The sequence below is a fragment of the Corynebacterium nasorum genome, from assembly GCF_022347325.1.
Lineage (GTDB): Bacteria > Actinomycetota > Actinomycetes > Mycobacteriales > Mycobacteriaceae > Corynebacterium > Corynebacterium kefirresidentii.
In genome coordinates, this window is record NZ_JAKRDU010000009.1 from 42195 (window position 1) to 65556 (window position 23362).

The 23362-nt window shown below is 57.3% G+C and carries 22 protein-coding genes and 1 tRNA gene; 14 read left to right on the forward strand and 9 right to left on the reverse strand.

Annotated elements, in window-relative coordinates; translation table 11 throughout:
• Positions 1-536: 536 nt before the first annotated feature.
• Positions 537-1445, forward strand: coding sequence for a Dyp-type peroxidase (locus MHK05_RS08260; RefSeq protein WP_239206043.1), 909 nt, complete (start codon positions 537-539; stop codon positions 1443-1445).
• Here the strand turns inward: MHK05_RS08260 and MHK05_RS08265 are convergent.
• Positions 1442-2755 carry an SAM-dependent methyltransferase gene (locus tag MHK05_RS08265; protein ID WP_239206045.1) on the reverse strand — a complete coding sequence of 438 codons (1314 nt, stop codon included), beginning with the start codon at positions 2753-2755 and terminating at the stop codon, positions 1442-1444. The two genes, MHK05_RS08260 and MHK05_RS08265, sit on opposite strands and share 4 nt — an antisense overlap.
• A gap of 232 nt (positions 2756-2987) precedes the next feature.
• On the opposite strand from MHK05_RS08265, the gene MHK05_RS08270 reads away from it, so the two are divergent.
• The 4 genes from MHK05_RS08270 (at position 2988) to MHK05_RS08285 (ending at position 7548) form a co-directional block, all read left to right on the forward strand.
• Complete coding sequence (locus tag MHK05_RS08270) at positions 2988-4331, forward strand: NAD(P)/FAD-dependent oxidoreductase (RefSeq protein WP_239206047.1); 1344 nt, start codon at positions 2988-2990, stop codon at positions 4329-4331.
• 246 nt (positions 4332-4577) lie between these two features.
• On the forward strand, positions 4578-5390 hold the full coding sequence (gene thiM, locus MHK05_RS08275) for a hydroxyethylthiazole kinase (RefSeq protein WP_239206049.1): 813 nt from the start codon (positions 4578-4580) through the stop codon (positions 5388-5390).
• Complete coding sequence (thiE, locus tag MHK05_RS08280; protein ID WP_239206051.1) at positions 5391-6020, forward strand: thiamine phosphate synthase; 630 nt, start codon at positions 5391-5393, stop codon at positions 6018-6020.
• The gene (locus tag MHK05_RS08285) at positions 6013-7548 is read left to right on the forward strand and encodes a bifunctional hydroxymethylpyrimidine kinase/phosphomethylpyrimidine kinase (RefSeq protein ID WP_239206053.1); all 1536 of its coding nucleotides are present in this window, start codon (positions 6013-6015) and stop codon (positions 7546-7548) included. Before thiE ends, MHK05_RS08285 begins: the two co-directional genes overlap by 8 nt.
• On the opposite strand, the gene MHK05_RS08290 is transcribed toward MHK05_RS08285, so the two are convergent.
• A complete protein-coding gene (locus MHK05_RS08290; protein WP_034655351.1) occupies positions 7545-8147 on the reverse strand; it encodes a class I SAM-dependent methyltransferase in 603 nt (200 codons plus the stop codon). The genes MHK05_RS08285 and MHK05_RS08290 overlap by 4 nt on opposite strands.
• A 108-nt stretch (positions 8148-8255) precedes the next feature.
• On the opposite strand from MHK05_RS08290, the gene MHK05_RS08295 reads away from it, so the two are divergent.
• Both MHK05_RS08295 and MHK05_RS08300 read left to right on the forward strand, forming a co-directional pair.
• Positions 8256-9329: a magnesium and cobalt transport protein CorA gene (locus MHK05_RS08295; protein WP_239206055.1), complete on the forward strand. Its 1074-nt coding sequence runs from the start codon at positions 8256-8258 to the stop codon at positions 9327-9329.
• A gap of 23 nt (positions 9330-9352) precedes the next feature.
• A complete protein-coding gene (locus tag MHK05_RS08300; RefSeq protein ID WP_034655349.1) occupies positions 9353-10519 on the forward strand; it encodes a saccharopine dehydrogenase family protein in 1167 nt (388 codons plus the stop codon).
• Here MHK05_RS08300 and MHK05_RS08305 read toward each other — a convergent pair.
• Positions 10516-10962, reverse strand: coding sequence for a PaaI family thioesterase (locus tag MHK05_RS08305; protein ID WP_239206057.1), 447 nt, complete (start codon positions 10960-10962; stop codon positions 10516-10518). The genes MHK05_RS08300 and MHK05_RS08305 overlap by 4 nt on opposite strands.
• Before the next feature lie 59 nt (positions 10963-11021).
• Between MHK05_RS08305 and gnd the strand changes: the two genes are divergently transcribed.
• The 4 genes from gnd to MHK05_RS08325 all read left to right on the forward strand — a co-directional run bounded on the left by gnd (position 11022) and on the right by MHK05_RS08325 (position 15634).
• Positions 11022-12473 carry an NADP-dependent phosphogluconate dehydrogenase gene (gene gnd, locus MHK05_RS08310; protein WP_239206059.1) on the forward strand — a complete coding sequence of 484 codons (1452 nt, stop codon included), beginning with the start codon at positions 11022-11024 and terminating at the stop codon, positions 12471-12473.
• Between the two features lie 105 nt (positions 12474-12578).
• Entirely contained in the window at positions 12579-13880 is a 1302-nt protein-coding gene (locus MHK05_RS08315; protein ID WP_239206061.1) for a DEAD/DEAH box helicase, read from the forward strand.
• Between the two features lie 19 nt (positions 13881-13899).
• Positions 13900-14748, forward strand: a complete 849-nt coding sequence (locus MHK05_RS08320; RefSeq protein WP_239206063.1) for a 3-methyladenine DNA glycosylase — start codon at positions 13900-13902, stop codon at positions 14746-14748.
• Between the two features lie 40 nt (positions 14749-14788).
• Entirely contained in the window at positions 14789-15634 is an 846-nt protein-coding gene (locus MHK05_RS08325; protein WP_239206065.1) for a hypothetical protein, read from the forward strand.
• A 273-nt stretch (positions 15635-15907) separates the two neighbouring features.
• Here MHK05_RS08325 and MHK05_RS08330 read toward each other — a convergent pair whose 3' ends face one another.
• The 5 genes from MHK05_RS08330 to secA2 form a co-directional block, all read right to left on the reverse strand.
• Positions 15908-16471 (reverse strand): MerR family transcriptional regulator, encoded by a 564-nt coding sequence (locus MHK05_RS08330; protein WP_411338901.1) that lies wholly within the window; start codon positions 16469-16471, stop codon positions 15908-15910.
• 146 nt (positions 16472-16617) lie between these two features.
• Entirely contained in the window at positions 16618-17211 is a 594-nt protein-coding gene (locus tag MHK05_RS08335; protein WP_239206067.1) for a bifunctional nuclease family protein, read from the reverse strand.
• A gap of 38 nt (positions 17212-17249) precedes the next feature.
• On the reverse strand, positions 17250-17996 hold the full coding sequence (gene ftsR / locus MHK05_RS08340; protein WP_239206069.1) for a transcriptional regulator FtsR: 747 nt from the start codon (positions 17994-17996) through the stop codon (positions 17250-17252).
• A 99-nt stretch (positions 17997-18095) separates the two neighbouring features.
• Positions 18096-18530 carry an oxoglutarate dehydrogenase inhibitor Odhl gene (odhI, locus tag MHK05_RS08345; protein WP_023021587.1) on the reverse strand — a complete coding sequence of 145 codons (435 nt, stop codon included), beginning with the start codon at positions 18528-18530 and terminating at the stop codon, positions 18096-18098.
• Between the two features lie 85 nt (positions 18531-18615).
• Positions 18616-20907, reverse strand: coding sequence for an accessory Sec system translocase SecA2 (gene secA2 / locus MHK05_RS08350; RefSeq protein ID WP_239206071.1), 2292 nt, complete (start codon positions 20905-20907; stop codon positions 18616-18618).
• Between the two features lie 87 nt (positions 20908-20994).
• Here secA2 and MHK05_RS08355 point away from each other — a divergent pair, with 87 nt between their 5' ends.
• The 3 genes from MHK05_RS08355 (at position 20995) to MHK05_RS08365 (ending at position 22680) form a co-directional block, all read left to right on the forward strand.
• Entirely contained in the window at positions 20995-22146 is a 1152-nt protein-coding gene (locus MHK05_RS08355; RefSeq protein ID WP_239206073.1) for a bifunctional alpha/beta hydrolase/OsmC family protein, read from the forward strand.
• Positions 22146-22535 carry a YchJ family protein gene (locus tag MHK05_RS08360; RefSeq protein ID WP_023021590.1) on the forward strand — a complete coding sequence of 130 codons (390 nt, stop codon included), beginning with the start codon at positions 22146-22148 and terminating at the stop codon, positions 22533-22535. Before MHK05_RS08355 ends, MHK05_RS08360 begins: the two co-directional genes overlap by 1 nt.
• Before the next feature lie 71 nt (positions 22536-22606).
• A tRNA-Pro gene (locus MHK05_RS08365) sits at positions 22607-22680 on the forward strand.
• 37 nt (positions 22681-22717) lie between these two features.
• Here MHK05_RS08365 and MHK05_RS08370 read toward each other — a convergent pair.
• A complete protein-coding gene (locus tag MHK05_RS08370; protein ID WP_023021591.1) occupies positions 22718-23290 on the reverse strand; it encodes a cadmium resistance transporter in 573 nt (190 codons plus the stop codon).
• Between the last annotated feature and the right edge of the window lie 72 nt (positions 23291-23362).

Below are 23362 nucleotides of genomic sequence, written 5' to 3' on the forward strand. Positions count from 1 at the left end.
AGTGGTGTGATTACATGCTCCAGTAGGGCGTATTTTTGCCGAAATCCACCCGTCCGACCACCCATCGGGAGCCACACGCCATAGATGGCTGGCGCCCGTGGTACGGAGGGGCTCAATAGTGCTTAATAGTTAAGGCGCCTGGCGTCGCAGAGGCAGACTGCATACCGGCGGCCCTCAATAGGATTAGCCAGCCAGCTTGGCGGACCAGTGGCCACTGGAGTGTGTCGCGGCAACTGCGCGACATCGCAAAGCAGAGCTTCACAGCAGAAGGCGGAGCGAAGATAATCGCCGCAATAAAAGGAGCAGGCGGGGATTCTGATAAGACCGACCAGAAGGCTCGAGGTATGCCAAGGTATAAATGAGGAACTGCCCAACAATGGATAAATGTCCGATAATGTACATTATGTCATTTTATCTGGGTGCCATTTCCCCTAGTGCGCAATCGCGCGCAATGAATTCTTCGCCGCATCTCCATTGCCCGCGATTTGTCCCCCGCTAGCATTCTGTGCCCCTTAAGGGTGCGTAAAATCGGCATTATGACGATTCAGCATGTAGTAGATAAGCCTTCCCGCGCAGCGCTCTTCTTGGTCCTTGAGATCAAGGATGGCGGCGAGCAAGCCACCCGCGATATGCTTTCGGGGTTCGCTGGACTGTTTAAGTCCGTAAACTTCCGTTATAACGACGGCGAGCTTTATACCGTAGTCGGCATTGGCGCCTCCATGTGGCCTCGTTTGACCAGCGCACCTATGCCCGAACACCTCAAGGAATTTGCTGCTATTGACGCCGCACATAAGGCACCGGCAACACCGGGCGATATTCTCTTGCACTTCCGTGCCAATAATTATGACCTGTGCCACGAAATGGCTCGCCAGGTACTCAATCAGCTGGGTGAGGCTGCAACGGTCATCGATGAGACCCAGGGGTTTAAATACCTTGACCAGCGCGACCTGCTCGGCTTTGTAGACGGCACCGCCAATCCCCTCGCCGAGGAAGCTTTGGATACCGTATTGCTTGACGACGCCGCCGATTACCCTCGTGGCTCCTATGTCACCGTACAAAAATATATCCACGACCTCGACAAGTGGAACGAGCTGAGCACCGAAGAGCAAGAAAAGGTCATTGGTCGCACCAAGGCTGACGATATCGAGCTCGATGATGGTATTAAGCCTTCCAATTCTCACGTTGCTCTCAACGACCTTGAGGAAGATATCTACCGCGAGAATATGGTCTTTGGTTCTTTTGCTGCTGGTGAGATGGGTACTTACTTCATCGGCTATGCAAAGGATCCAGAAAACGTCATGGAACGTCTGCGCAATATGTTCATCGGCAAGCCGGAGGGGAACTACGACCGCATTCTAGACTTCTCCACCGCTCTTACTGGCACCAACTTCTTTGTGCCCAGCGCGGACCTGATGAAAAACTTCGACGAGCTACCGCCCGCCTAGCGTCGTCCCCCACGGTTGCGGTGGGCCAATCCGAATTGCACCGCGTCAATCATTCCGAGCGTCATTAAGGCCTCGCGGAGGGCAAATTGGAAGGTCCACAGGCGGCGGAATACTGGGTCGAACCCAGCCGCCGCGGCCTCCCGCAGGTGCCCATCAAAAAAGGATCGTTGCTGACGCAAAGATTCTAGGTAGTGTGTCCCCACGTGTGTTTCCGATACGATGCGCAGGTTCGAGTTCTTATCGACGAGCTGGTGCAGCTCCGCGGTAAGCGGATAGTCCAGTGCAGGCCACACATATGCACGCAAGGCCTGAATCGACGCCTTTCCGGCGTCGGTCATTGCTTCGGTCGCCACAAGGGACTGAATTCCTGCCCGGCCATTAGGGGTTAAGAACCGGTCGACTGCGCGAATATACTCTTTGCGCTCCTGTGGGCTAAGCTGTTCTATCTTTTCCACGGTGACGATTGCGTCATAGTGTCCGCGCCATTGCTTGGGATTTGGGACAACCCCGGGAATGCGTTCCACATGGATGGAATCATCTGCCCCCTCGAGCACGAGCGCCTCACGCATATGACTTATCTGATCTACGTCGCTGGTCAATACGTCTACCGTTGCGCGCCGCTTGGTTGCGCGCATGGCAGGCTGCATTCCAGCGGCTGGGTACACCAATAGGTGGGTTCCGGCGCCGGTGCGAGTGACGTCGAGAAGCCAATCAGCGGCGCGACGCTGGGCATCGCCCAAATCATCTCTGTCCACACTCGTGGGCTCGCTTAGCGTCGTGACATCCACGAAGTGGCTTTTCGGTTCCTTGCGGCCGGCCTTGGGGCTATAGCTTTCTACTGTCTCCCTAATGGTCGTCGGCACACCGCTAGAAAAGATGCCACCCACATGGCTTAAACCATCACCGGAATAGAGCCGGACCAACTCCATCGGCAACTCCCCTGGCTCCGAATTGCCGGCGCCTAGCATCTTGGCCTTGGGAAGATATCCCACCCCCAGCAACCGCCCAAGCACTTTTACCAGCTGGGAGGACGAGCTGACGGACCACTCTCCTGCCATAAAGCTTTCTGCGAACCCCAGCCATCCACTGGCGGCGATTCGTTCAAACAAGGCATCGTGTCCGACCTTGAGATCTGGTCCGCCCTCTACTTCCAAGTCGAGTTCCAATCCGGCGTCATCGCAAGCCTTGGCAAATTCAGCCTCTGCACGGCGAGCCTTTAAACCAGGCCAACGAGATGAAGGGACTGTAGCCACATTGGGCCAGGAATCTGCATCGATGGAGCTCAAATGCTCGGGGCGGATAAAACTCATAATGCCAGGTGCGCTCCTTGGTGGGCGGAGGAAGTCACTATCGGCAATTACCTTAGTCAGCTTGGCACGCACCTCGGCTTAGGCGCTCCGCACAGGCGCAATGGTTCCTGCCGCGAAAATAATAACGATGCACGGAAGTTTATCAGTCAATGAGTATGCACGTTCTGTTAGAAGTGTTTACACTGAATGGGTACAAAACATTAGCTTTCTTGAGGAAGGTCGCAATAAATCCATGACTGATACCGCTTATCGTCCCAATGGTGGCCGTCACCACGTTGTCGTGGTTGGCGCTGGCTTCGGTGGTCTCAACACCGTCCAGAAGCTAAAGAACGCCGATGTAGAAATCACTCTCATCGATAAGAAGAACCACCACCTGTTCCAGCCGATGCTGTACCAGGTAGCAACAGGCATGATTTCCGCCGGTGAGGTGGCCCCGTCCACCCGCCAGCTGCTGCGCGATCAGGATAATGTTCACTTCGTCAACGCCGAGGTTACCGATATCAACCTGGCTGACCAGACCGTCACTGCTGAGCAGGATGAGTTCTCCCGCACTTACGCATATGATTCCCTGGTGGTTGCAGCGGGCTCCGGTCAGTCCTATTTTGGCAACGACCATTTTGCCGAGTTCGCCCCAGGCATGAAGACCTTGGACGATGCCCTCGAGCTGCGCTCTCGCATCATCTCCGCGTTTGAGAAGGCTGAGCTTACCGATGACCCAGCGGAGCGCGAGCGCCTGCTTACCTTCATCATCGTTGGTGCTGGCCCAACCGGCGTCGAGCTGACCGGCCAGATTGCCGAACTAGCAAACCGCACCCTCAACGATGTCTACTCCAACTACGGGACCACCTCCGCCAAGATCTACTTGCTTGACGGCGCCCCACAGGTACTGCCGCCGTTTGGCAAGCGCTTGGGCCGCAAGGCACAGCGCACCTTGGAAAAGGAAGGCGTACAGGTTCACCTCAACGCCATGGTGACCGATGTGACCGCGGATACCGTCACTTATAAGGACATGAAGACCGAGGAGGAGACCACCCTGACGGGTGCTACCAAGATCTGGTCCGCTGGTGTGGCCGCTTCCCCGCTGGGCAAGATAGTTGCAGAGCAGGCTGGCGTCGAGGCAGACCGCGCAGGTCGCGTCTCCGTCAACGAAGATCTGACTGTGGGCGAGCACAATAACGTCTACATGGTCGGTGACATGATCTCCCTCAACCGCCTGCCAGGTCTGGCACAGGTTGCAATCCAAGGTGGCGCGCACGTCGCTAAGCTCATTCAGGCCAAGGTGGACGAGGAATCTACCGCTAATGAGAAGGAAGCCTTCGACTACTTTGACAAGGGCTCCATGGCAATCGTCAAGCGCTTCAACGCCGTCGTTAAGCTGGGCAAGACCGAATTCGGTGGCTTTGCTGGTTGGGTAGCATGGCTCGGCCTGCACCTGACCTACGTCATTGGTCTGCGCAGCCGCTTGGCCGTGCTGGTGAACTGGGCTACCAATATTCTTTCCCGCGACCGCGGCAACCTAGAAATCACCACTCAGCAGCGCATCGCGCGCAACATCATTAACAAGAACGAGAAGTAATTACTCCTCGACCGCATCACCGCCCTCCTGCCTCAATGCAGGGCAAGGGCGGCGATGTTCTATTTTCCTGTCGTTACTCATTGATAGCGATAGCACCACACCAACTGGGCACTGGAGCGCCGATTTTCGCACATAGTTTCCGTGACCTTTGTTAGGCTGAGAATCGCAACATGGGGTGCCGCACACGGTGCGGCTGAGAAATACCCATCGAACCTGCACTCAGTTAGAACTAGCGAAGGGATAGTTGTGGGATATAGTTTTCTCCGCGCACACGATGCCGTGCGCGAGTCCACACCACTTATTCAATGTTTGACCAATAAGGTCGTTTCCAACGTCACCGCCAACGCCCTCTTGGCCGTTGGCGCCAGCCCGGCGATGGTTGATACTCCGGAGGAATCCCGCGAGTTTGCACAGGTAGCCGGCGGTGTTCTCATCAACTGTGGCACGCCTAGCTCCGAACAATACGGCGGCATGCGCGAGGCCATCGCGGGTGCGAATGCCGGACAGACCCCCTGGGTACTCGATCCGGTAGGCGCCGGCGGTCTCCCCCAACGCACCAAGTTCATGCACGAAGTGCTGCCCCTTGGCCCAGGGGCAATCCGCGGCAATGCTTCAGAAATCATTGCGCTCGCAGGTACCGGACAGGGCGGCCGCGGTGTCGAATCTACTGATGAAGTGGAAGCCGCGTTAGATTCCGCACTAGCGCTTTCCCGGGACACTGGCGCTGTAGTAGCCATTTCCGGCCCACGCGATCTTATCGTCCACGCCGGTGAAACCACGCGCGCTGCCTTCCTGCACTCCGGTCATCCGATGCTCCAAAACGTCATTGGTACTGGTTGTTCACTCGGTGCTATCTGCGCAGCATATTTGGCGGCGTGGGAGGATCCTTTCGAAGCAATCATCGCGGCCCACGCACACGTGGGAGCCGCAGGCAGCGTGGCAGCTGAAAAGCACCACGCGCCAGGCTCCTTTGCCGTTGCTTGGCTGGACGCGCTCTACGATGTCCCGACGGCGGACATCGAGGGACTAATCAAGCTCACAGACGTCGAAGGGGTTTAAATGGCAATCGACTGGTCGCTTTACCTTGTCACAGATCCAGATCTGGCAGGCGGGCGAGAAAACGTGGTTCGCATCGTGAAGGAAGCTGTACGCGGTGGGGTTAGCGTCGTCCAGCTGCGGGATAAGGAAGCTAGTGATGAGCAGATTGAACACACCGCCCGCGAGCTGCTGGCCGTGCTCGGCAATGTTCCGCTTTTTATCAATGACCGCGTGGAGGTAGCAGCAAAACTCGGCTGCCATCTACACATTGGTCAAAATGACATGGCCTTTCGTGAAGCCCGAGGGATGCTGTCCGATGAGCAACTTATCGGCTTGTCCATTGGCAACCACGCCGAACTTGCTGCCATTTCGGATGACGCCCGCCCGGATGTCATCGGTATTGGCCCTGTGTATTCGACGAACACGAAGAAGAACGCCCCGGCGGGGATGGGGCCAGATGCAGCAGCGGCCCTCGCCCGCGCCGCACGGGAACGCGGCATTGATTCCGTCGCCATCGGCGGCATTAAAGACCATAACGCGCACGAACTGGCGGGAAGCGACTTTGACGGCATTTGCGTAGTCAGCGACATCATGGCGGCCGCAGACCCTGCAGCAGCCGCCGGCCGACTAAAGGAGGCTTTTCATGCCTAAAGGTATCTATCCCCGAGTACTGTCCATCGCGGGTACAGACCCCACGGGCGGAGCGGGCATCCAGGCTGACCTAAAGTCCATTGCCGCTGCGGGCGGATATGGCATGAATGTGGTAACAGCCTTGGTAGCCCAAAACACCCAGGGCGTCCGCAGCGTACATGTCCCGCCAGTGGAATTTCTGCAAGAGCAGCTAGAAGCAGTCATTGACGATGTGGAGATAGACGCGGTAAAGATTGGCATGCTTGCTGACGCCGCCATTACCGCCAAGGTCGCAGATTTCCTACGCCGCCTGCCGGAGGATGTTCCCGTGGTCTTGGATCCGGTCATGGTGGCTACCAGCGGGGATAGGCTGCTGGAGCAGGAAGCCGAACAGGCCGTGCGAGATCTGTGTTCCCGGGTGGATATCATCACCCCAAACTTGAAAGAATTGGCTGTTCTCACCAACACCGAGGAGGCAGGCGACCTCGAGCAGGCCATCGCCACCGCTAAACAATGGGCGAAGGAAGCCTCTACTGCAGTTGTGGTCAAGGGCGGTCACCTCGATTCCGATATCGCAGACAATGCGGTAGTGAATCCGGATGGGTCCGTTCACCGCGTCTCCTCGAGCCGGGTGGACACGAAGAATACGCACGGCACAGGTTGCTCCCTCTCCTCTGCTCTGGCTACCCGGCTTGGAGCCGGCGATAGCCACACCGCAGCGCTTACGTGGTCCACCCACTGGCTGCACGAAGCCATTGTGCACGCGGATGCGCTCCAGGTGGGCAAAGGGCACGGTCCCGTGGACCACCTGCACCGCTCGCAGCGCCTCATGCGGGCGGCCTCTACCCTGCCACAGCCCTACCTTTCCGGCAGCTTGAAGGAACCAGAAAAAGTCGAGCAGCCCCGCGTTCCTGCGGCCGGACCACACACGCAACGTCTGTGGGACCTGGCGGGAAATCACTGGGAGGCTATCAAGGCTCTGCCCTTTATTCGGGCATTGGGAACGGGCGCTTTGGATAGAGAAGCCTTTGGGTTCTATCTCGACCAAGATGCCCAGTACCTCAACGCCTACTCCAAGGCCTTGGCTCGCCTAGCCAGCCTAGCCCCTGCAGCGGCACAGCAACTGCACTGGGCCGAAGGAGCGCATGATTGCTTGGCGGTTGAGGCCGAGCTGCACCGCGGCTGGCTCCAAGAGGGCATCACTACCGCAGCTTCTAGGGTTACTAGCGCCTATACGGACTTCCTTATCCGTTCAACTCATACGGATGACTACGTGGTAGGCGCTGCGGCAGTATTGCCCTGCTACTGGCTTTATGCAGAGGTAGGCCTACACCTCGCAGATTTCGATTCCCCAGAACATCCCTATCACTCCTGGCTTTCCATGTACGGCGGTGAAGACTTCCTCAACGGAGTCCGCGCCAGCCTCGACATTGTCGAGCAGGCTCTCAGCGGGGCGGATGAGCGCACTCGTACACGGGCCGAGCGCGCCTACATCACAGCGAGCCACCATGAGGTAGATTTCTTCGACCAAGCCGATAGGCGCTTTTAGGCCAGAAGGTCCGACCCCGGACGCGAAAGGACGGCGACGAGGAAGGTGGAATGCTCCGAGAATAGCTTCATGTCCCACGAGGAGAAGGTGAAGTCGACTCGGTAGCCCACCTTCTGCGCCATATCAAGAAAGTCGGAGAACTCCCAGCCCCGGCCCTCGCCGAAGCCGGTGACCAGGCGACCACCTGGTTTGAGAGAATTAAAGATATTGCGCAAAGCGGGCTCGCGGCCTTCTTTTGCTAGAAAGCCCATCACATTGCCGGCAGACACGGCGATATCAAAGGGGCCTTCCGGCACCTCTTCCTCGCACAGGTCTCCAACGAACCAGTGGCCGTCCGGAAAGTCGTGCTCTGCGTGCTCAATAAGAATGGGATCTACGTCGACTCCCACGACGCTGTGGCCGCGGCGAAGCAATTCGCCACCGACTCGGCCAGTGCCACAGCCGGCGTCGAGGATGGTGGAGTTGCGCTCGACCATGGCATCAATAAGCCGGGCCTCGCCATTGATGTCCTTGCCTTGTGCGGCAAGCAGCTTCCATTTGCGGGCAAAATTATGGGAGTGCTCGGGATTAGCTTCGGTTACTTCTTTCCACGTAGGCATAGATTCGATTATATTACCCGCCTTCGGTGTAAGATTTACCCGCTGCATAAAATCGCCGTCGAATTTTTGCGAACTTGTCCGCACTACCGCGCAAAGGAGGCTGAAACGATGCCATCCGTACCTTCACCCTTTAGGGGCCGCAAGAAACCCGAGCCTCCAAGTAAGCCCACCTCCCTGCCGGTACCACCGGAGCGCGCCATCGAACATTGCCGCGTCTTTGTGGATGGCGAGGCGCTACCCGGGGAGTATTCCACCAGCTCCGCGCTGGAAGCCATAGAAGAATACGGACGCGGATTTATTTGGGTGGGCCTGCACGAGCCCTATGAGTCCCAGATGACCAAGGTAGCCTCACAGTTTGGCATTCACGAACTCATCGTGGAAGACGCAGTTATGGCTCACCAGCGTCCCAAACTCGAACGCTACGATGACCAGCTCTTCGTCGTCGCCCGCTCCGTGAACTATCGCGACCACGATGAAGTAACGGATAAGCGCCAGATCATTTCCACCGGTGAGATCCAGATGATCATGGGCTCCAACTTCATCATCACCGTGCGCCACGGCGCAAAGCTGCCCAACTTGGCTTATACCGTGGAAGATGAGCAGGACTTGGTAGAGCTTGGCCCGGTGGCCATGGCCTGGAAGATCCTGGATATGATGGTGGACCGCTACTCGGAAATCTCCCGCCTTATCAGCATTGAGGTCGATGAGCTGGAAGAAGAAATCTTTACCCCGAACCTCAAGTTTGATGTGGACCGCATTTACATGTTCAAGCGTGAGGTGCTGGAGATGAAGCATGCCATCGACCCACTTTCGGTGGCACTGAAATCCATGGTCTCTGACCACAAGGATCTGATTTCTAAGCAATTGCGCTCGTATCTGCGCGACGTCAACGACCACGAGCTCGTAGTCAAAGACCAGGTCTCCAGCTTCGATGAGCGCCTTACCTCGCTTATCGATGCCTCGGTGGCCAAGGTAACCATGCAGCAAAACTCAGATATGCGCACCATTTCTGCGGTCGTTGGCATGTGGGCTGCGCCCACCCTGGTGGCCGGTATCTACGGTATGAACTTCGACATCATGCCGGAACTGCATTGGGCTTTGGGCTACCCCATGGCGATTATCATTATGATTGTGGTCGTTGTGGGCCTGTGGGCTTGGTTCCGAAAGAACCACTGGCTCTAAAGACTGCGGTACGCTCGTATACTATGAGCGATATCACTGTCTATGGTGCCACCGGGCTTGTCGGGCAATTGGTGGCGCGCTACCTTGCCTCGATTAACGCGCCCTCTGTGACTCTGGCCGGCCGGAACCGACCGGTGCTAGCCGCGCTGCGCGATGAACTCAATCAGCACTGGGACATCGCCATCGCCGCCGCCGATGATGCCGACGCTGTGGAGCACATGGTGGAACATACCAAGGTACTAATCACCGTGATCGGACCCTACAGCCTTTATGGGGATAACGTCGTTGCCGCCTGCGCGCGCCATGGCGTAGACTATGTTGACCTGTGCGGTGAGGTTCCCTTTATTCGCCGCAGCATCGATTCCCACCATGCCGTGGCCGAATCTACAGGTGCGCGCATCGTTCATTCCTGCGGCTTCGATTCCGTCCCCTCGGATATTGGCATGCTCAATCTCTACCAGGCGGCAGGAAAGCCGTTTGCACGGGTGCAGATGGTCGTCGACAAGCTCAAAGGCGGAATCTCACCGGGCACCATCGAGTCTTCCCTGCAGGTCTCGCATGCCGCGCACGCGGATAAAGATGTGGCCCGCAACCTGCACAATCCTTACTCACTAGACCCGGATCCCAAGGCCGGGCCACGCTTAGACGGCCTCCAAAATGACTTCGAAATCAAAGAAGTCGACGGCGTGGGCTGGGTGGGTCCATTTTTCATGTCCATGTTTAATACCCGCGTGGTGCGCCGCTCCAACGCTCTGCTTGGGCGGGCGTGGGGCAAGCGCTTGTTTTATAAGGAAGCGTGGTTTGCAGGGACTGGGCTAGCCGGTCGTGCACGGGCCTATGGACTGGCACTCGCCACCAAGCTGCTTTTTGATGGCACCCAATCACGCTTGCGCCCCGTGGTGGAAAAGGTCCTGCCCACGCCTGGGCTTGAAGGCGCGCATTTCCAAGTCAGCCACCACGGCGTGACTGAGGACGGCGAGCGCTGGCATGCAACCGTCTCAGCACAAGGCGACCCTGGCTACGAGGTTACCGCCATGATGCTGAGCCAGGCTGCACTCTGCCTTCTCGAATCGCGCGCCGACTCTGACCGCACAGGAGGCGTGCTTACCCCGGCCACCGGACTAGCTGAGCCGTATTTGGAACGGCTATCCTCCCACGGGATGTCCTTTACTGCCGAGCGGGTGAGCTAACGCAAAATCATGGTGCGCAAAGTGGTGCGGGCAATGAGCTCCCCGCCTTGGCGCATCTCAACGCTCCACAGGTGGGTGCGCCTACCAAGCTGCACTGGTGTGGCCACAGCCTCCAGTCCCCCCTGTCCCGTAGAGCGGATAAAGTCACTGGAATTATTCACTCCTACTGCGGGGGCGTCGGCAGCCACCACGCTCGCGATGGAGGCCACGGTTTCTGCAATGGAGCAGTACAGCCCGCCATTGGCCACTCCCCAGGGCTGATGATGCTCGGGCTTAACCTGCAGTTTCGCACGCGCCTCGCGCGGGCCTATATGGGTAAATTGCAGCCCTATCAATTCCGCAAGGCCGCCATTGAGGGCATTAAGTGACGCCAATTCTTCTGCAGTGAGTACCCGCGTATGAGCGAGGTGAAGCAAGTCATTGAGTTTCTGCGTATCCGACATAGTCCACCAGCCTAGCCATTGATGACAGCACCGCATCCCAGTGACGTAGGATAGGCAGCATGACTGATAAGAATGAACTTGCTCAAATTGGCGTCGTGGGATTGGCGGTCATGGGATCTAATTTGGCCCGTAACTTTGCCCGCAACGGCAATACCGTAGCGGTCTACAACCGCAGCCCTGAAAAGACCCATGCGCTCATTGAGGCTCACGGTGAGGAAGGCAATTTCGTGCCTTCGGAGACCATCGAGGACTTCGTGGCTTCTTTGGAGCGCCCACGCAAGGCAATCATCATGGTTAAGGCTGGCAAGGCCACCGATGCGGTCATCGATCAGCTGGCTGAGGCCATGGATGAGGGCGATGTCATTATTGATGGCGGTAACGCGCTGTTCACGGACACCATTCGCCGCGAGAAGGACGTAGCCGCCCGCGGCAAGCACTTTGTGGGTGCTGGCATCTCTGGCGGCGAGGAGGGTGCGCTCAATGGCCCGGCCATCATGCCTGGTGGCCCGAAGGAATCCTGGGAGACTCTTGGCCCGATTCTTGAGTCCATCGCCGCTAATGTTGATGGCACTCCATGCGTTACCCACATTGGTCCAGATGGCGCCGGCCACTTTGTAAAGATGGTCCACAATGGTATCGAATACGCCGATATGCAGGTCATCGGCGAGGCTTATCAGCTACTGCGTTACGGTGCAGGCATGGAGCCGGCCGAGATCGCGGAGGTATTCCGCGAATGGAACTCCGGCGACCTTGACTCCTATCTCATTGAAATAACCGCCGAGGTTTTGGCCCAAAAGGATCCGGAGACTGGTGCCCCGCTTGTCGACGTCATCGTAGACGCCGCCGGTCAAAAGGGCACCGGCCGCTGGACTGCCATCAATGGCTTGGAGCTCGGTGTTCCCATTACCGGCATCGCCGAATCGGTCTTCGCCCGCGCGCTTTCCTCCTCCACCGCGCAGCGCAGCGCTGCCCAAGAAGGCCAGCTGCCTGCCGGCACTATCCAGGAGCTGGACGTGGACAAAGCCGAGTTTATTGAAGACGTGCGCCGCGCCCTTTATGCAGCCAAGCTCATTGCTTACTCCCAAGGCTTCGATGAGATCAAGGCTGGATCCGAGGAATTCGGATGGGATGTGGACCCTCGCGACCTAGCTACTATCTGGCGTGGCGGCTGCATCATCCGGGCGAAGTTCCTGGATCGCATCCGCGCAGCCTACGACAATAATGCAGACCTTCCTGCCCTCATCCTCGATCCTTACTTCAAGGGTGAGCTGGAAGACCTCATCGATCCGTGGCGCCGAGTAGTTGTCGCTGCCACTCAGCTGGGCCTACCGGCCCCAGTCTTTGCCTCTTCCCTCTCCTATTACGACAGCCTGCGTGCCGAGCGCCTTCCCGCCGCCCTGATTCAAGGCCAGCGCGATTTCTTCGGCGCACACACCTTCAAGCGCACCGATAAGCCAGGTACCTTCCACATCGAGTGGTCTGGCAACCGCAGCTTGACCCAAACCGACTAGATTCGTATTGCTTTGATGGGGCCCTTCGGGGCCCTTTCCCATATTTAGCAGGCGCTTCCACACGAATGCGGCGATCCGCCTTATTGCCGATAGTATGGGTAAACAATGACTACCTTTGCCGATCTCGGCTTACCCCAGCGCCTAGTGCACGTATTGCGTGACCAAGGCATCACCGAACCATTTCCCATCCAAAGCGCCGCGATTCCCGACGTCCTCGCAGGCAAAGATGTACTCGGCCGCGGCCCTACCGGTTCCGGAAAGACCTTTACCTTCGGTTTACCCATGCTCGCCCGCCTTGCCGGAACGGGTGCTTCCAAGCCCGCTCATCCCCGTGCGCTCATTCTTGCGCCAACCCGGGAGTTGGCCACCCAGATTTACCAGCGTCTTGATGAACCTGCGGCAACGCTTGGCTTGAGAGTTCTCGCCGTGGTGGGTGGGGTAAATATCAATCACCATATCCGCTCGCTGGCACGCCCCGTCGATGTTCTCGTCGCCACCCCTGGCCGCGCCCAAGATCTCATAAACCAGGGAAAGCTGCATTTGGATGCGGTCTGCATCACCACCCTTGATGAGGCCGACCAAATGGCCGATATGGGCTTTCTACCCCAGGTACGCAAACTCCTGCGGTTGACCCCAGCAACAGGTCAGCGATTGCTGTTTTCGGCGACCCTCGACGGGGACGTCAATAAGCTGGTGGAGCAATTCCTCCACGATCCTATTGTCCACTCCACAGCTCCGGTTCAAGCTGCGGTGGACTCCATGTCCCATCATCTCTTTTTCGTCGGTGACCGTCCGGCGCGGAATGAAGTTGCCTTGCGAATTGCTGCTCGCCAGGGCAAAACCATCATGTTCATGCGTACGAAGCACGGGGTGGATAGGCAGGTCAAAAAGCTGCGCCGTGCTGGCATCAATGCTTATCCGCTACATGGAGATAAGGGGCAAGGCGCGCGCACCCGCGCCATCGAGGGCTTTAGCGATGGCAGCGTACCCGTGCTGGTTGCCACAGATATTGCCGCGCGCGGTATCGATGTTGCGGATGTTTCCCTCGTCGTTCATATCGATCCACCCGCAGAACGCAAGGCATATCTCCATCGCGCGGGGCGCACGGCACGTGGCGGCGCGGCGGGGACCGTCGTTACTTTGGTCATGGATGAACAACGCGAGGAAATATCCGCGCTTATTAACAAAGCAGGGGTCACAGCTACTGAGCACGATATTTCTGGCCGCGATAATCCTGCAGGTGCACCTGTGCTCAAGGAGGTAACGGGTGCTCGCAAACCGAATGGTCCCGCCCTTCCCCCGCCTGGGCAGGCCACCCCCCAGAACCAAGCGAAGCCCGCAAAGAAGATATCCCCATCTCAACGCCGCCGCACAGGTAGTAGAAACACCCGTCGCCGCGGCCGCTAAGACAAGGAGGAATGCCCTCGTGCACACTTTGAGCCCGGATGATTGGCAAGCTCAGCTACAACAACACGAAAAGCAAGCCACCGACCGCTTAGAGCGTTTCCGCCACCCTGGCAGCTATCACCCTGTCTTCGATTTTCTCTTTGAGTACTACCCCGTCCGGCCTTCCCACTTGAAGCGTTGGCACCCGGGTGTAGGAATAGCGCTAGAAGGCACTCCCCCACACGCCGAATGGCGCGACTACCACGCCACCCCAGACGGCGTAACCGTCGATGTGGCTGGCTTTCTACAACGCCGCGGTAGCTCGGTTCGTTATATCTCGAATCTTCTTCGCCACTCTGCAAGCAACCCCGCCCACTTTGACTGCTTTGGCCTGCACGAATGGGCGATGGTTTACCACACAGACACCCCACGCCATTCGCTTCCTTTGCGCCTAGGTGCAGAAGGCACAAACCGAGTTGTGGATGAACACTCAATTAAGTGTTCCCACTACGATGCCTTCCGTTTCTTTACCCCACCAGCTCGTCCGCTTAACCTCACCGTGCTGCACCGCGAAGACCAGCCCGCAAATGACCAAGCGGGCTGCGTACACGTCACGATGGATCTTTATAAATGGGCGTGGAAGCTGGGCCCTCTGGTTCCTGGCAAGCTATTCCTTGAGTGCCTGGATTTGGCGATTAAAGCACGCATCCTAGACATGGAGGCCTCTCCTTATGACTGCCGTGACTGGGGTCTCGGAGTAGTGCCCATCGAAACCCCTGAAGGCAAAGCCGAATATGTCTCTCAGCAGCGTTCCCTGGCGCAGAAGGCCGAACCGCTGCGAGCCAGGCTTGTCGCTGTGATAGATCAGGCACTCGCCCCGCTACAATAAGCCACTAACAACGGCAGTTTGCTTGGGAGGAACACACCACATGGCACGGCATTCAAATGGGAAAAATACCTTCGCGGTAGCGGGATGGGTTATTGCAGTGGCTGTCATCGCGCTTCTGGCCATCATCGCCTTGGTGGCCTTCCTCTTGCGAGGTACGGACAATGCCGATGAGGACGATACCGCTGCTCCCGCAGCTGTTGAAAGCAGCAGCGAAGCTACAACGGAGATGACCACGAAAACGACCTCCAGTGTCCCCACTTCCGCCGCGCCTACCAGTTCTTCCTCTCCACGGAGCTCCGCCCCAGCTTCTAGTTCCGCAGCACAACCCAAGCCCGATCTAACTATGGCTGCAAATACCCTACTTCTTTTGGATACTTCCTCCTCAATGGCTCCCATCTACGGTCCTGTCTCCCAGGCCTTGGGCACCACCGCGTCTGACCTAGCTGCTGACGGCGGGGCTGTGTCCTTGTGGAATTATTCTTCACCCATCTCTGAGACGGCAACGGTTGGCTACCGCCAGAACTTGGGCTTTGGTGATGGCAATGCCGTATCCGGCACGCTCGGAGGCTTTGGTACCGGCGGTGTTCCACAAACGCGCAGCGCTGTTGTAGCGGCTGTAGCTAACGCTGCCGACCAAGCTGCAGGTAGCGGCGACAAGTCGCGGGTGCTCGTGGTGACTACAGGTACCGAGCAAGACATGGATGATGCTCAATTTACGGCTGCACTTAAGGACGCTGCTTCGAAGGACGTTTCCCTCAGTGTCGTGCACGTAGGTGAAGGCAACGTGGATGCGGCTCTAAAGTCCGCAGCCGATAGTTTCACCACCGTTGACTCAGCGGAGGAAGCCAAGCTTACTGGCGCTATAACTAAGGCCGCAGGCGTTTAATATCCAACTGCCCTTTCCCTCGGTACCAAACGATTATGTTCGGTGCCTTTGTTTCTATCTCCGTAAAGGTACCGACAGCTAGGCACAGGTGGCACTTCAATAATCGAGCCCGTGTTAAAAGCCGGATTGAAGCGCCTTGGGCTAGGGCCCGGCGACGCGAAGAGATACAAGGTTCCGAGGGCGCTTAACGTAGGCTGCTCGTTGTTTGGAGATCAAAAATCCACCCTATTTCCCCGTGAGCCGGGAAATAGGGTGGATTCTTATGTTCGAAGCCTAGGAGGTTTTGCGCTTGCGACGGGCAGCAAGCTCGTCGAGCCCGACGACGTTGTCCTCGGCGAAGTCTTCGATGCGTTCCGAAGGGAAAGAAGAAATGGTGCCGGACAGTTCCTTCAAGATACCAGGAACTGCAATGCCAAAGACGCCCTGGCCACCGGCAAGCAAGTCAATTACCTCATCGTTAGAACGGCACTCATACACGGTGGTGCCATCTGATACGAGGGTGAGCTCTGCCAAATCATTGACACCACGATCCCGCAAAGACTCAACGGCCAAACGGATATTTTGCAGGGAAATGCCGGTATCTAGCAGGCGCTTAACAATCTTGAGTACCAATACATCCTTGAAGGAATACAGGCGCTGGGAACCAGAACCACGTGCCGTTCGAATGGACGGATTCACCAAGTTGGTGCGTGCCCAATAGTCCAGCTGGCGATAAGTAATGCCGGCAACCTGGCAGGCAATAGGCACGCGGTAGCCCACTTCCTCATCAGGTCCGACATCAAAAAGTGATTCCTGTACGTAGATGGATTCGGACTGGGAGTCCTCGATAATGCTCACGTAATTACTCCAATGGGGTTTGTTGGAAGTTCTAAAGATCAATTAAAAGCCAAGCGCATGCACCCGTCAAGCGCTGTCTGCTCAACTTTCAAGTACAACTTTAGACTTCTCAAACCACATTGTCACCATTAGTCACACGCGTGTCATTAACTTTTTTCTTCATCATCCCCCGAAAGGAAATCCTTTTCTTCCATTCCCAAAGATCTCATCATGGCCTCGAAATCCGCATCTGCCTGCGCATTCCCTGATGCCGATGTGGAAGACTCCGCGTTTTCGCTGCCAGTTTCCGAATCATCTTGAGAAGGGGTAGAAATCTCCAAGTCGAAATATTCTTTCAGATCCGCATCACTGGCATAAACGGATACCTGCGCGAGGAGCTCCGCCTCGGCAGAAATGGGGACATTGAAAAATTCGGATACAGCTAGCGCATCACTAACCCGAGCATCATAAACGTCGCCGTTCGCAGCCTTAATGTCTACCATGAACGTTCCCTGGTGGTAGTTGGCAACGTCTATGGATTCCACCCCGCCTGTTGCCTCAAGGATCTCGCAGATCAGGTCGTGCGAGTTGGGCCGGTTTGGCTGGTGCCCATCTAAAGCGGCGGCCAATTGCATGCCCTCAATGGGAGAAATCCACACGGGGATCAAGCGGTTTTCCTCTGGCCAGCGCAACAATGCGCAGACATCATCTTCAGGACCGACTTGGTGGATTCCGTGGAACTCTAGGGTTACATCACTCATGACTACCACTCTCCCACAAAGATGGAAATGACGGTGTATTAAGCCTGGTATTCGTCACGTAGGTCTGATTTCACCAGTGTCGCATGCAAAGACACCACGAGCGCGGTCATCTGCTGGGAGATTTCTTCCGCCTTCTGGTGTGCAGTATCAGAGTTTGAGTGTGCCACTGGAGCTGCGGCCTGGGAAATCAGGTCAGCCTGCCGGCGCGCGTTATTGCGCAGGGACTTAAGCTCACGGGCACCGAAACCAAAAGCCTTGAGGGCCACGGCGGCTGAGACAATAGCCACGTCATCGGTATTGAAAAACCCAGCAGCATCTGGGTGAATGAGTCCGTACTTCACTAAGGATGCGACGTCATCTTCACTGGACCCCGCCTGCGTGGCTACCTCTACATCAGTCAAGCGCGTGACGACAGGGGCCTTAAACTGCTGCGGGGACAGGAGGGTTTCGGCATGGCCCGCAGAAACAATGGCGGTGACCTGACCGGAATCCATGGCCTCTAGCTGCTCACGGATAACCTTTAGCGGCGTATAGTTATCGCGCTGAGTAGTAAGAATATAACGCAGCCGGTCCACATCTTCTTGAGTGAAGCGGCGGTAGCCCGAGGCCGTGCGCTGCGGGCTAATAAGCCCCTCTGATTCAAGGAAGCGAATCTTGGACACCGTGACGTCTGGGAATTGCTGATTCAGCGTCTCCAAAACCACGCCAATGGACATAGTCTTAGCCTTTTTAGCTTTGGGGCTGGTACGGCGTACTGCTGCTGCCGAAGAATCTGCTGCGCTCACTGTGTCTATCTCTTAGGGGTCCTGAAAAAGTTCTTATCGTGCTATACGTAGACTACACCGCCCTTCCTAGAAAGGAAGCGCGGCCGGTCTACGAAAGAGTTAGCTCTGGTTAGCGATGAAAACCAGACGGAACTTACCGATTTGGATTTCATCTCCCACCTCGAGCACTTGGGAGTTGCGTGGCTCGCGGTTCACGTAGGTTCCGTTGAGGGATCCGACGTCAACTACCTCAAACTTGTCATCGTCATTCTTGCGGAATTCCGCGTGACGGCGGGATACCGTAACGTCATCGAGGAAGATGTCCGCCTCGGGATGGCGGCCAGCGGTGGTAGTCGCCTGGTCCAACAAGAAGCGGGCACCCGCATTCGGGCCGCGCTTGACCACCAAGAGTGCCTGGCCCTCTGCCAGGTTATCGGTACCGGCAACGGCAGTCTCGTTGCCATTCGCGCCGTTTTCCATCTCCTTGAGCAGGTCTGCGCGGAATACAGATGTGGTCTCTACCTGTGGTTCCGGGGTTCCGGTGTTCTCGCTCATTGTTACCTCCGGGGATTAGTTACGAGTTACTTATGACAATTCTAGCGACTTATTTGGGTCCGCGACCCTTTGGTGGAGATTTATTTCACCGGAAAATGTTTCCGATACCGCTCAGCACGGAATTTCCCTTGCCCGCAAGGGGGTTATCGGAAACCATGTAGGTCCACGTAGCACTCGGGCGGGCTAGGCCGGCGTCATCAATGTGCGCCCCGGCGGCGTCGATAAGCACTGTGCGGAAGGTTTCCACCGACTTTTCGACGGCCCGCTGGGCCAAGTCCTTAAACTCCCTTACCGCGATGCGGTGGTATTCATCGATCGGCGTCTCGCGGGCGATAGCGCGCAAGTGAATGGACTCACGGACATCGTCCATGAGCTCCAGATGGTCGGCCCATGCAAGGTCCAAGTGATAGAGCATGATTTCGCGTGCAGCCTTGATGCGAGCTTCTTCAGGAACCTCCGCGAGCTCTGCTGCGCGCTCTGAGGCGCGTTGGGAAAGCTCCTGCCAGGCTTGATCGGTATCCAAAAGCTTGGCTCGGCGTTCATCAATGATGATGCGTTGATCAGCTAAAAGCTGATTGTACTTCCACGTCTGGGCATGGATCTCGAGCAATTGCCCCTCGGTCACGCGCTGGCAGTGCGCTACAAAGTCACTGACACGTTTGGACTCGATACGTCCGTCCTCCGCCGGTTGGGCGCGGACAGTTTCGCCGTCGCCGCCTTGCTGAACCACGTCATCTTCCAAGGAGACAAAGAAGAGGGAAAGCCCCGGATCTCCTTGCCGGCCCGCACGGCCGCGCAGCTGGTTGTCCAAGCGGGCGGTGCGGTGCCGCGAGGTACCGATGACCGCAAGGCCGCCACGTTCCGCTACTGCGTCATGGTCGGCCTCACTAGCGCCGCCCAACTTGATATCAGTACCACGACCGGCCATCTGGGTAGAAACGGTAACGCGCCCGATATCTCCGGCCTCGGCGACTATCCGCGCCTCTTGCTCATCATTTTTGGCGTTGAGGACATTAACCTCAATGCCCCGCTTGCCCAGTGCATCTGCCAGATCCTCCGATTCGGCGACATCCTGCGTGCCCACCAGGATGGGTTGTCCCGTGGCGTGGATGGCGGCGATTTCTTCCACGATAGCGGCAGATTTATCCTCGACCGTCGCAAAGATACGGTCTTGTTCATCAAACCGCTGCAGCGGCTTATTGCGGTCAATAACAGAGACGTGCAGACCGTAGAACTGGCGCAGCTGATCGGTTGCCTCCACCGCGGTGCCCGTCATCCCGCACACCAGTGGGTAGCGCCGCATAAGTTCTTGCAGGGTGATGGTATCGAGAATGCGCCCACCTTCAGAGACTTCCAGGCCTTCCTTGGCCTCTACCGCCGCTTGCAGGCCATCGGGCCAGCGCTGCAGGTCGGCAACGCGGCCCCGCGAGGCATCGATAAGCTGCAGCTTGCCGTCAACCACAATGTAGTGAATGTCTCGGATAAGCAGCGCTTTGGCATGCAGGGCAAGGTTAACCTTCACCAAAATGGTGCCGATATTCTCCTCGGAATAGAGCGAATCAATGCCCAATTCTTGCTCCACACGGCGCGCACCATCTTCGGTCAATTGAACGGTGCGGCCGTCCTCAGAGATGATGTAGTCCAGCTTTTCGCGCAGGTGGGAAACCACATTGGTGATATGTCCGGTGGGTGCTTCGCCCGGTCGGTTTCCGGCAAGTACCAGCGGCACAAGGGCCTCATCTACCAAGACGGAGTCGGCTTCGTCCACCAAGGCAACATCCCCGGTGGCCTGCACGGTGTGGGAACGGTCAGTGATCTGGTTATCGCGCAGCAGGTCGAAGCCTAGCTCGTTCACGGGCGCATAGATAATATCCTGTGCGTAGGCAACGCGGCGCTCGTCCGGAGTCATGCCCTCTGTTACCGAGGCAACGCTCAGGCCAAAGAACTCCACTACGGGGCGCATCCATTCGGCGTCGCGAGCAGCAAGATAGTTATTGACGGTAACTACATGGACGCGCTTTCCGGTCAGCGCAAAGCCGGTGGCAGCCATGGCACCCACCAGTGTCTTGCCTTCACCGGTGGCCATCTGGATGACGTCTCCGGTGAGTAGGCGCAGGACCGCTTGTGATTGCACGTTAAAGGGGTTCATGCCCAGGGTGCGTTCGCAGGCCACTGCCAGGGCCGCGAGGAACTGCGCCTTGTCCACTATCTCACCGGACTGAACGGCATCGCGCGCGGCCTGGGCCACAGCTGCGTCATCGTGCTGGCTCAATGTCCGGGCAGCTTCGTCTGCCGAACCCACGATGGCCTTGGATTTCTTATTATTACGCTCGCTTTGCGAGCCCATTGCCTTCCAGAACCAATCAAACGCGCCCATGACTCATCCTCCTTAAATGGATTGCTCCTATCGACTGTAGTCAACCTCGTATGGCTTGCGGGAAAGAGGCCCGTTATTCTAGTTCTCATGCAATCCGTCAATGTAAAGCTGCCTTCGAGCCGGGGTACTGAGATGGCTGGAACCATCGACTTCCCGGATTCTCCCCCGATCGCCTACGCCATCTTTGCTCATTGCTTCGCCGGCTCCCGCCATACCCCTGGTGCCGCCCGCACCGCGAAGCAGCTCACCGAGTTCGGCATCGCCACGCTGCGCTTTGATTTTCCCGGCCTGGGCCAGTCCGCCGGTGAATTCGGCGATACTACCTTTAGCCAAAACGTCGATGACATCCACGCCGCAGCCGCGTGGCTGACGGAACACTATTCTGCACCCCAATTGCTGATGGGCCACTCGCTGGGCGGAGCCGCCGCTTTGAAGGCAGCTACGACCATGAAGTCCCTCAAAGCGGTAGCTACCCTCGGCGCCCCGTTTGATCCAGCCCACTCCGTGCTTCACTACGCGGATAAGATTGGCGAGGTCGACGCCAATGGTGAAGTAGAAGTCGTCCTCGGCGGCCGCGGGCTCATCATCTCCCGCAAGTTCTTGGAGGACTTGGCAGATACCAACCCCGAGGAATATCTGCCTAAGCTACGCAAGCCTTTGATGGTGTTGCACTCTCCCATCGACCAAACCGTCGGTATCGATAATGCGCAGAATATCTTCCTCCTCACGCGCTACCCCAAGTCCTTGGTCTCCCTCGACAAGGCCGACCACCTGCTCACCAAGCAAGGTACGGCCTCTCGTGCAGCGGACCTCATCGGGGCATGGGCCGAGCAATTTATCGTTCCCGATTACACGCCGGAAGAAGTAGGTACCGACGCCGCTGTTGCGCAGCCGGCTACCGGCACCAAATTCGGCGTGGTCGTGCGCCACAATGACCATAGCCTTAGCGCCGACCGCACTAAAAAGAACGGCGGCAAGGGCAAGGGCTTTACCGCCGAGGGCCTTCTTATGTCTGCCCTCGCCGCGGCGTCGACCCAAGCAATCAAGGAGGCCGGCAAAAAGCTCGCGCTTGACGACGTCCATGTGAGCATCATCCAAACCGGCCCTGCCAGCTTCGAGCGCCGTATCGAACTCGCCGGTAACCTCTCAGCGGAAGAGGTATCAATTTTGCACTCTGCCGCGAAGGATACTGATGTCGAGCGCATGCTAGGCAACGTCACCATCGTGGACGCACACTAATGCCTGCTTATGACTCCTCGCGCCGCTGTCCTTGTGGCACCGGCCTTTCCTACGGCGAGTGCTGCGGCAAGTACCATGCCGGTAGCAATGCGCCCACCGCAGAAGCGCTCATGCGCTCCCGGTTTAGCGCTTTTGTTACCGGCGACGAGGAGTACTTGCTGCGCACGTGGGATCCTGTCACTCGACCTGAGGCCCTCGACTTGGCAGACTCCCCCATTAGGTTCTACCGCCTCGATATCCTAGATACCCAAGGCGGCGGCCTTATGGATAGTTCCGGCGTAGTGGAATTTGAGGCGTTTTATAAGGGAGCAGCTGTCGGTTCGCAGCGCGAACGTTCCTCGTTCCGCCGCTTCGACGGTACGTGGGTGTATTCCACCGGCGAGCTTTAACGCAGGTTACACCCCAAATTTCACAGTAGAATCCTACTGATGTAATCTAGATGAGTCGCACAGTGCGACGGCGGGCTATGGCGCAGTTTGGTAGCGCACTACACTGGGGGTGTAGGGGTCGCAGGTTCAAATCCTGTTAGCCCGACAAAAAGCAGCCAGCACCTACACGGTGCTGGTTTTTCTTATACTGCAAGCAAAATCGCGATTCCCAGCGCAATGAGCACCACGGGAAAGAGCACACTCTCCCACTTCTCCAGCGCTTCGGCGATTCCTGGCCGGGTTGCCACAAACCGCGCCGCCCAAACAAGTGGGGCTACAAGCGCAAGAAAGACGGCACAATAAACTGCTACTTCGGCCGGCGTAGAGGTAGTAAAAACGGGCACGTATACGCCGATATTGTCCCCTCCATTGGCAAAAGTGACTCCGGCGACCGCCAGCGTGCTCAGCTTTTTGCCGGAAATATCCTCATCGTCATCCTCACCTCGGAATGCTTGCCACGCCGCCCACAGGCCCAATAACAACGGGATGAGGCCAAAGTAGCGAATGAGATCGGTCGGTATAACGGCGTTGAAGCCCAATCCGACAACGGAAGAGGCCACCAGTATGCCGAGGAAACCGAGATACTGGCCCGTCAAAATTGCGGCAGTTGTACCCTTGTGCCCAGCACCACGGGCAAAGAAGAGGGACAACACTACAATGTCATCGATATTGGTGGCCACAAATAGCCCAGCGGCCGCTGCGAGAGTAGTAAGCACTCACCCAGCCTATCGCACCATGACACTTGTCATGAAAATTTCATGACAGATCCTATTCACTATTCTGGCTGG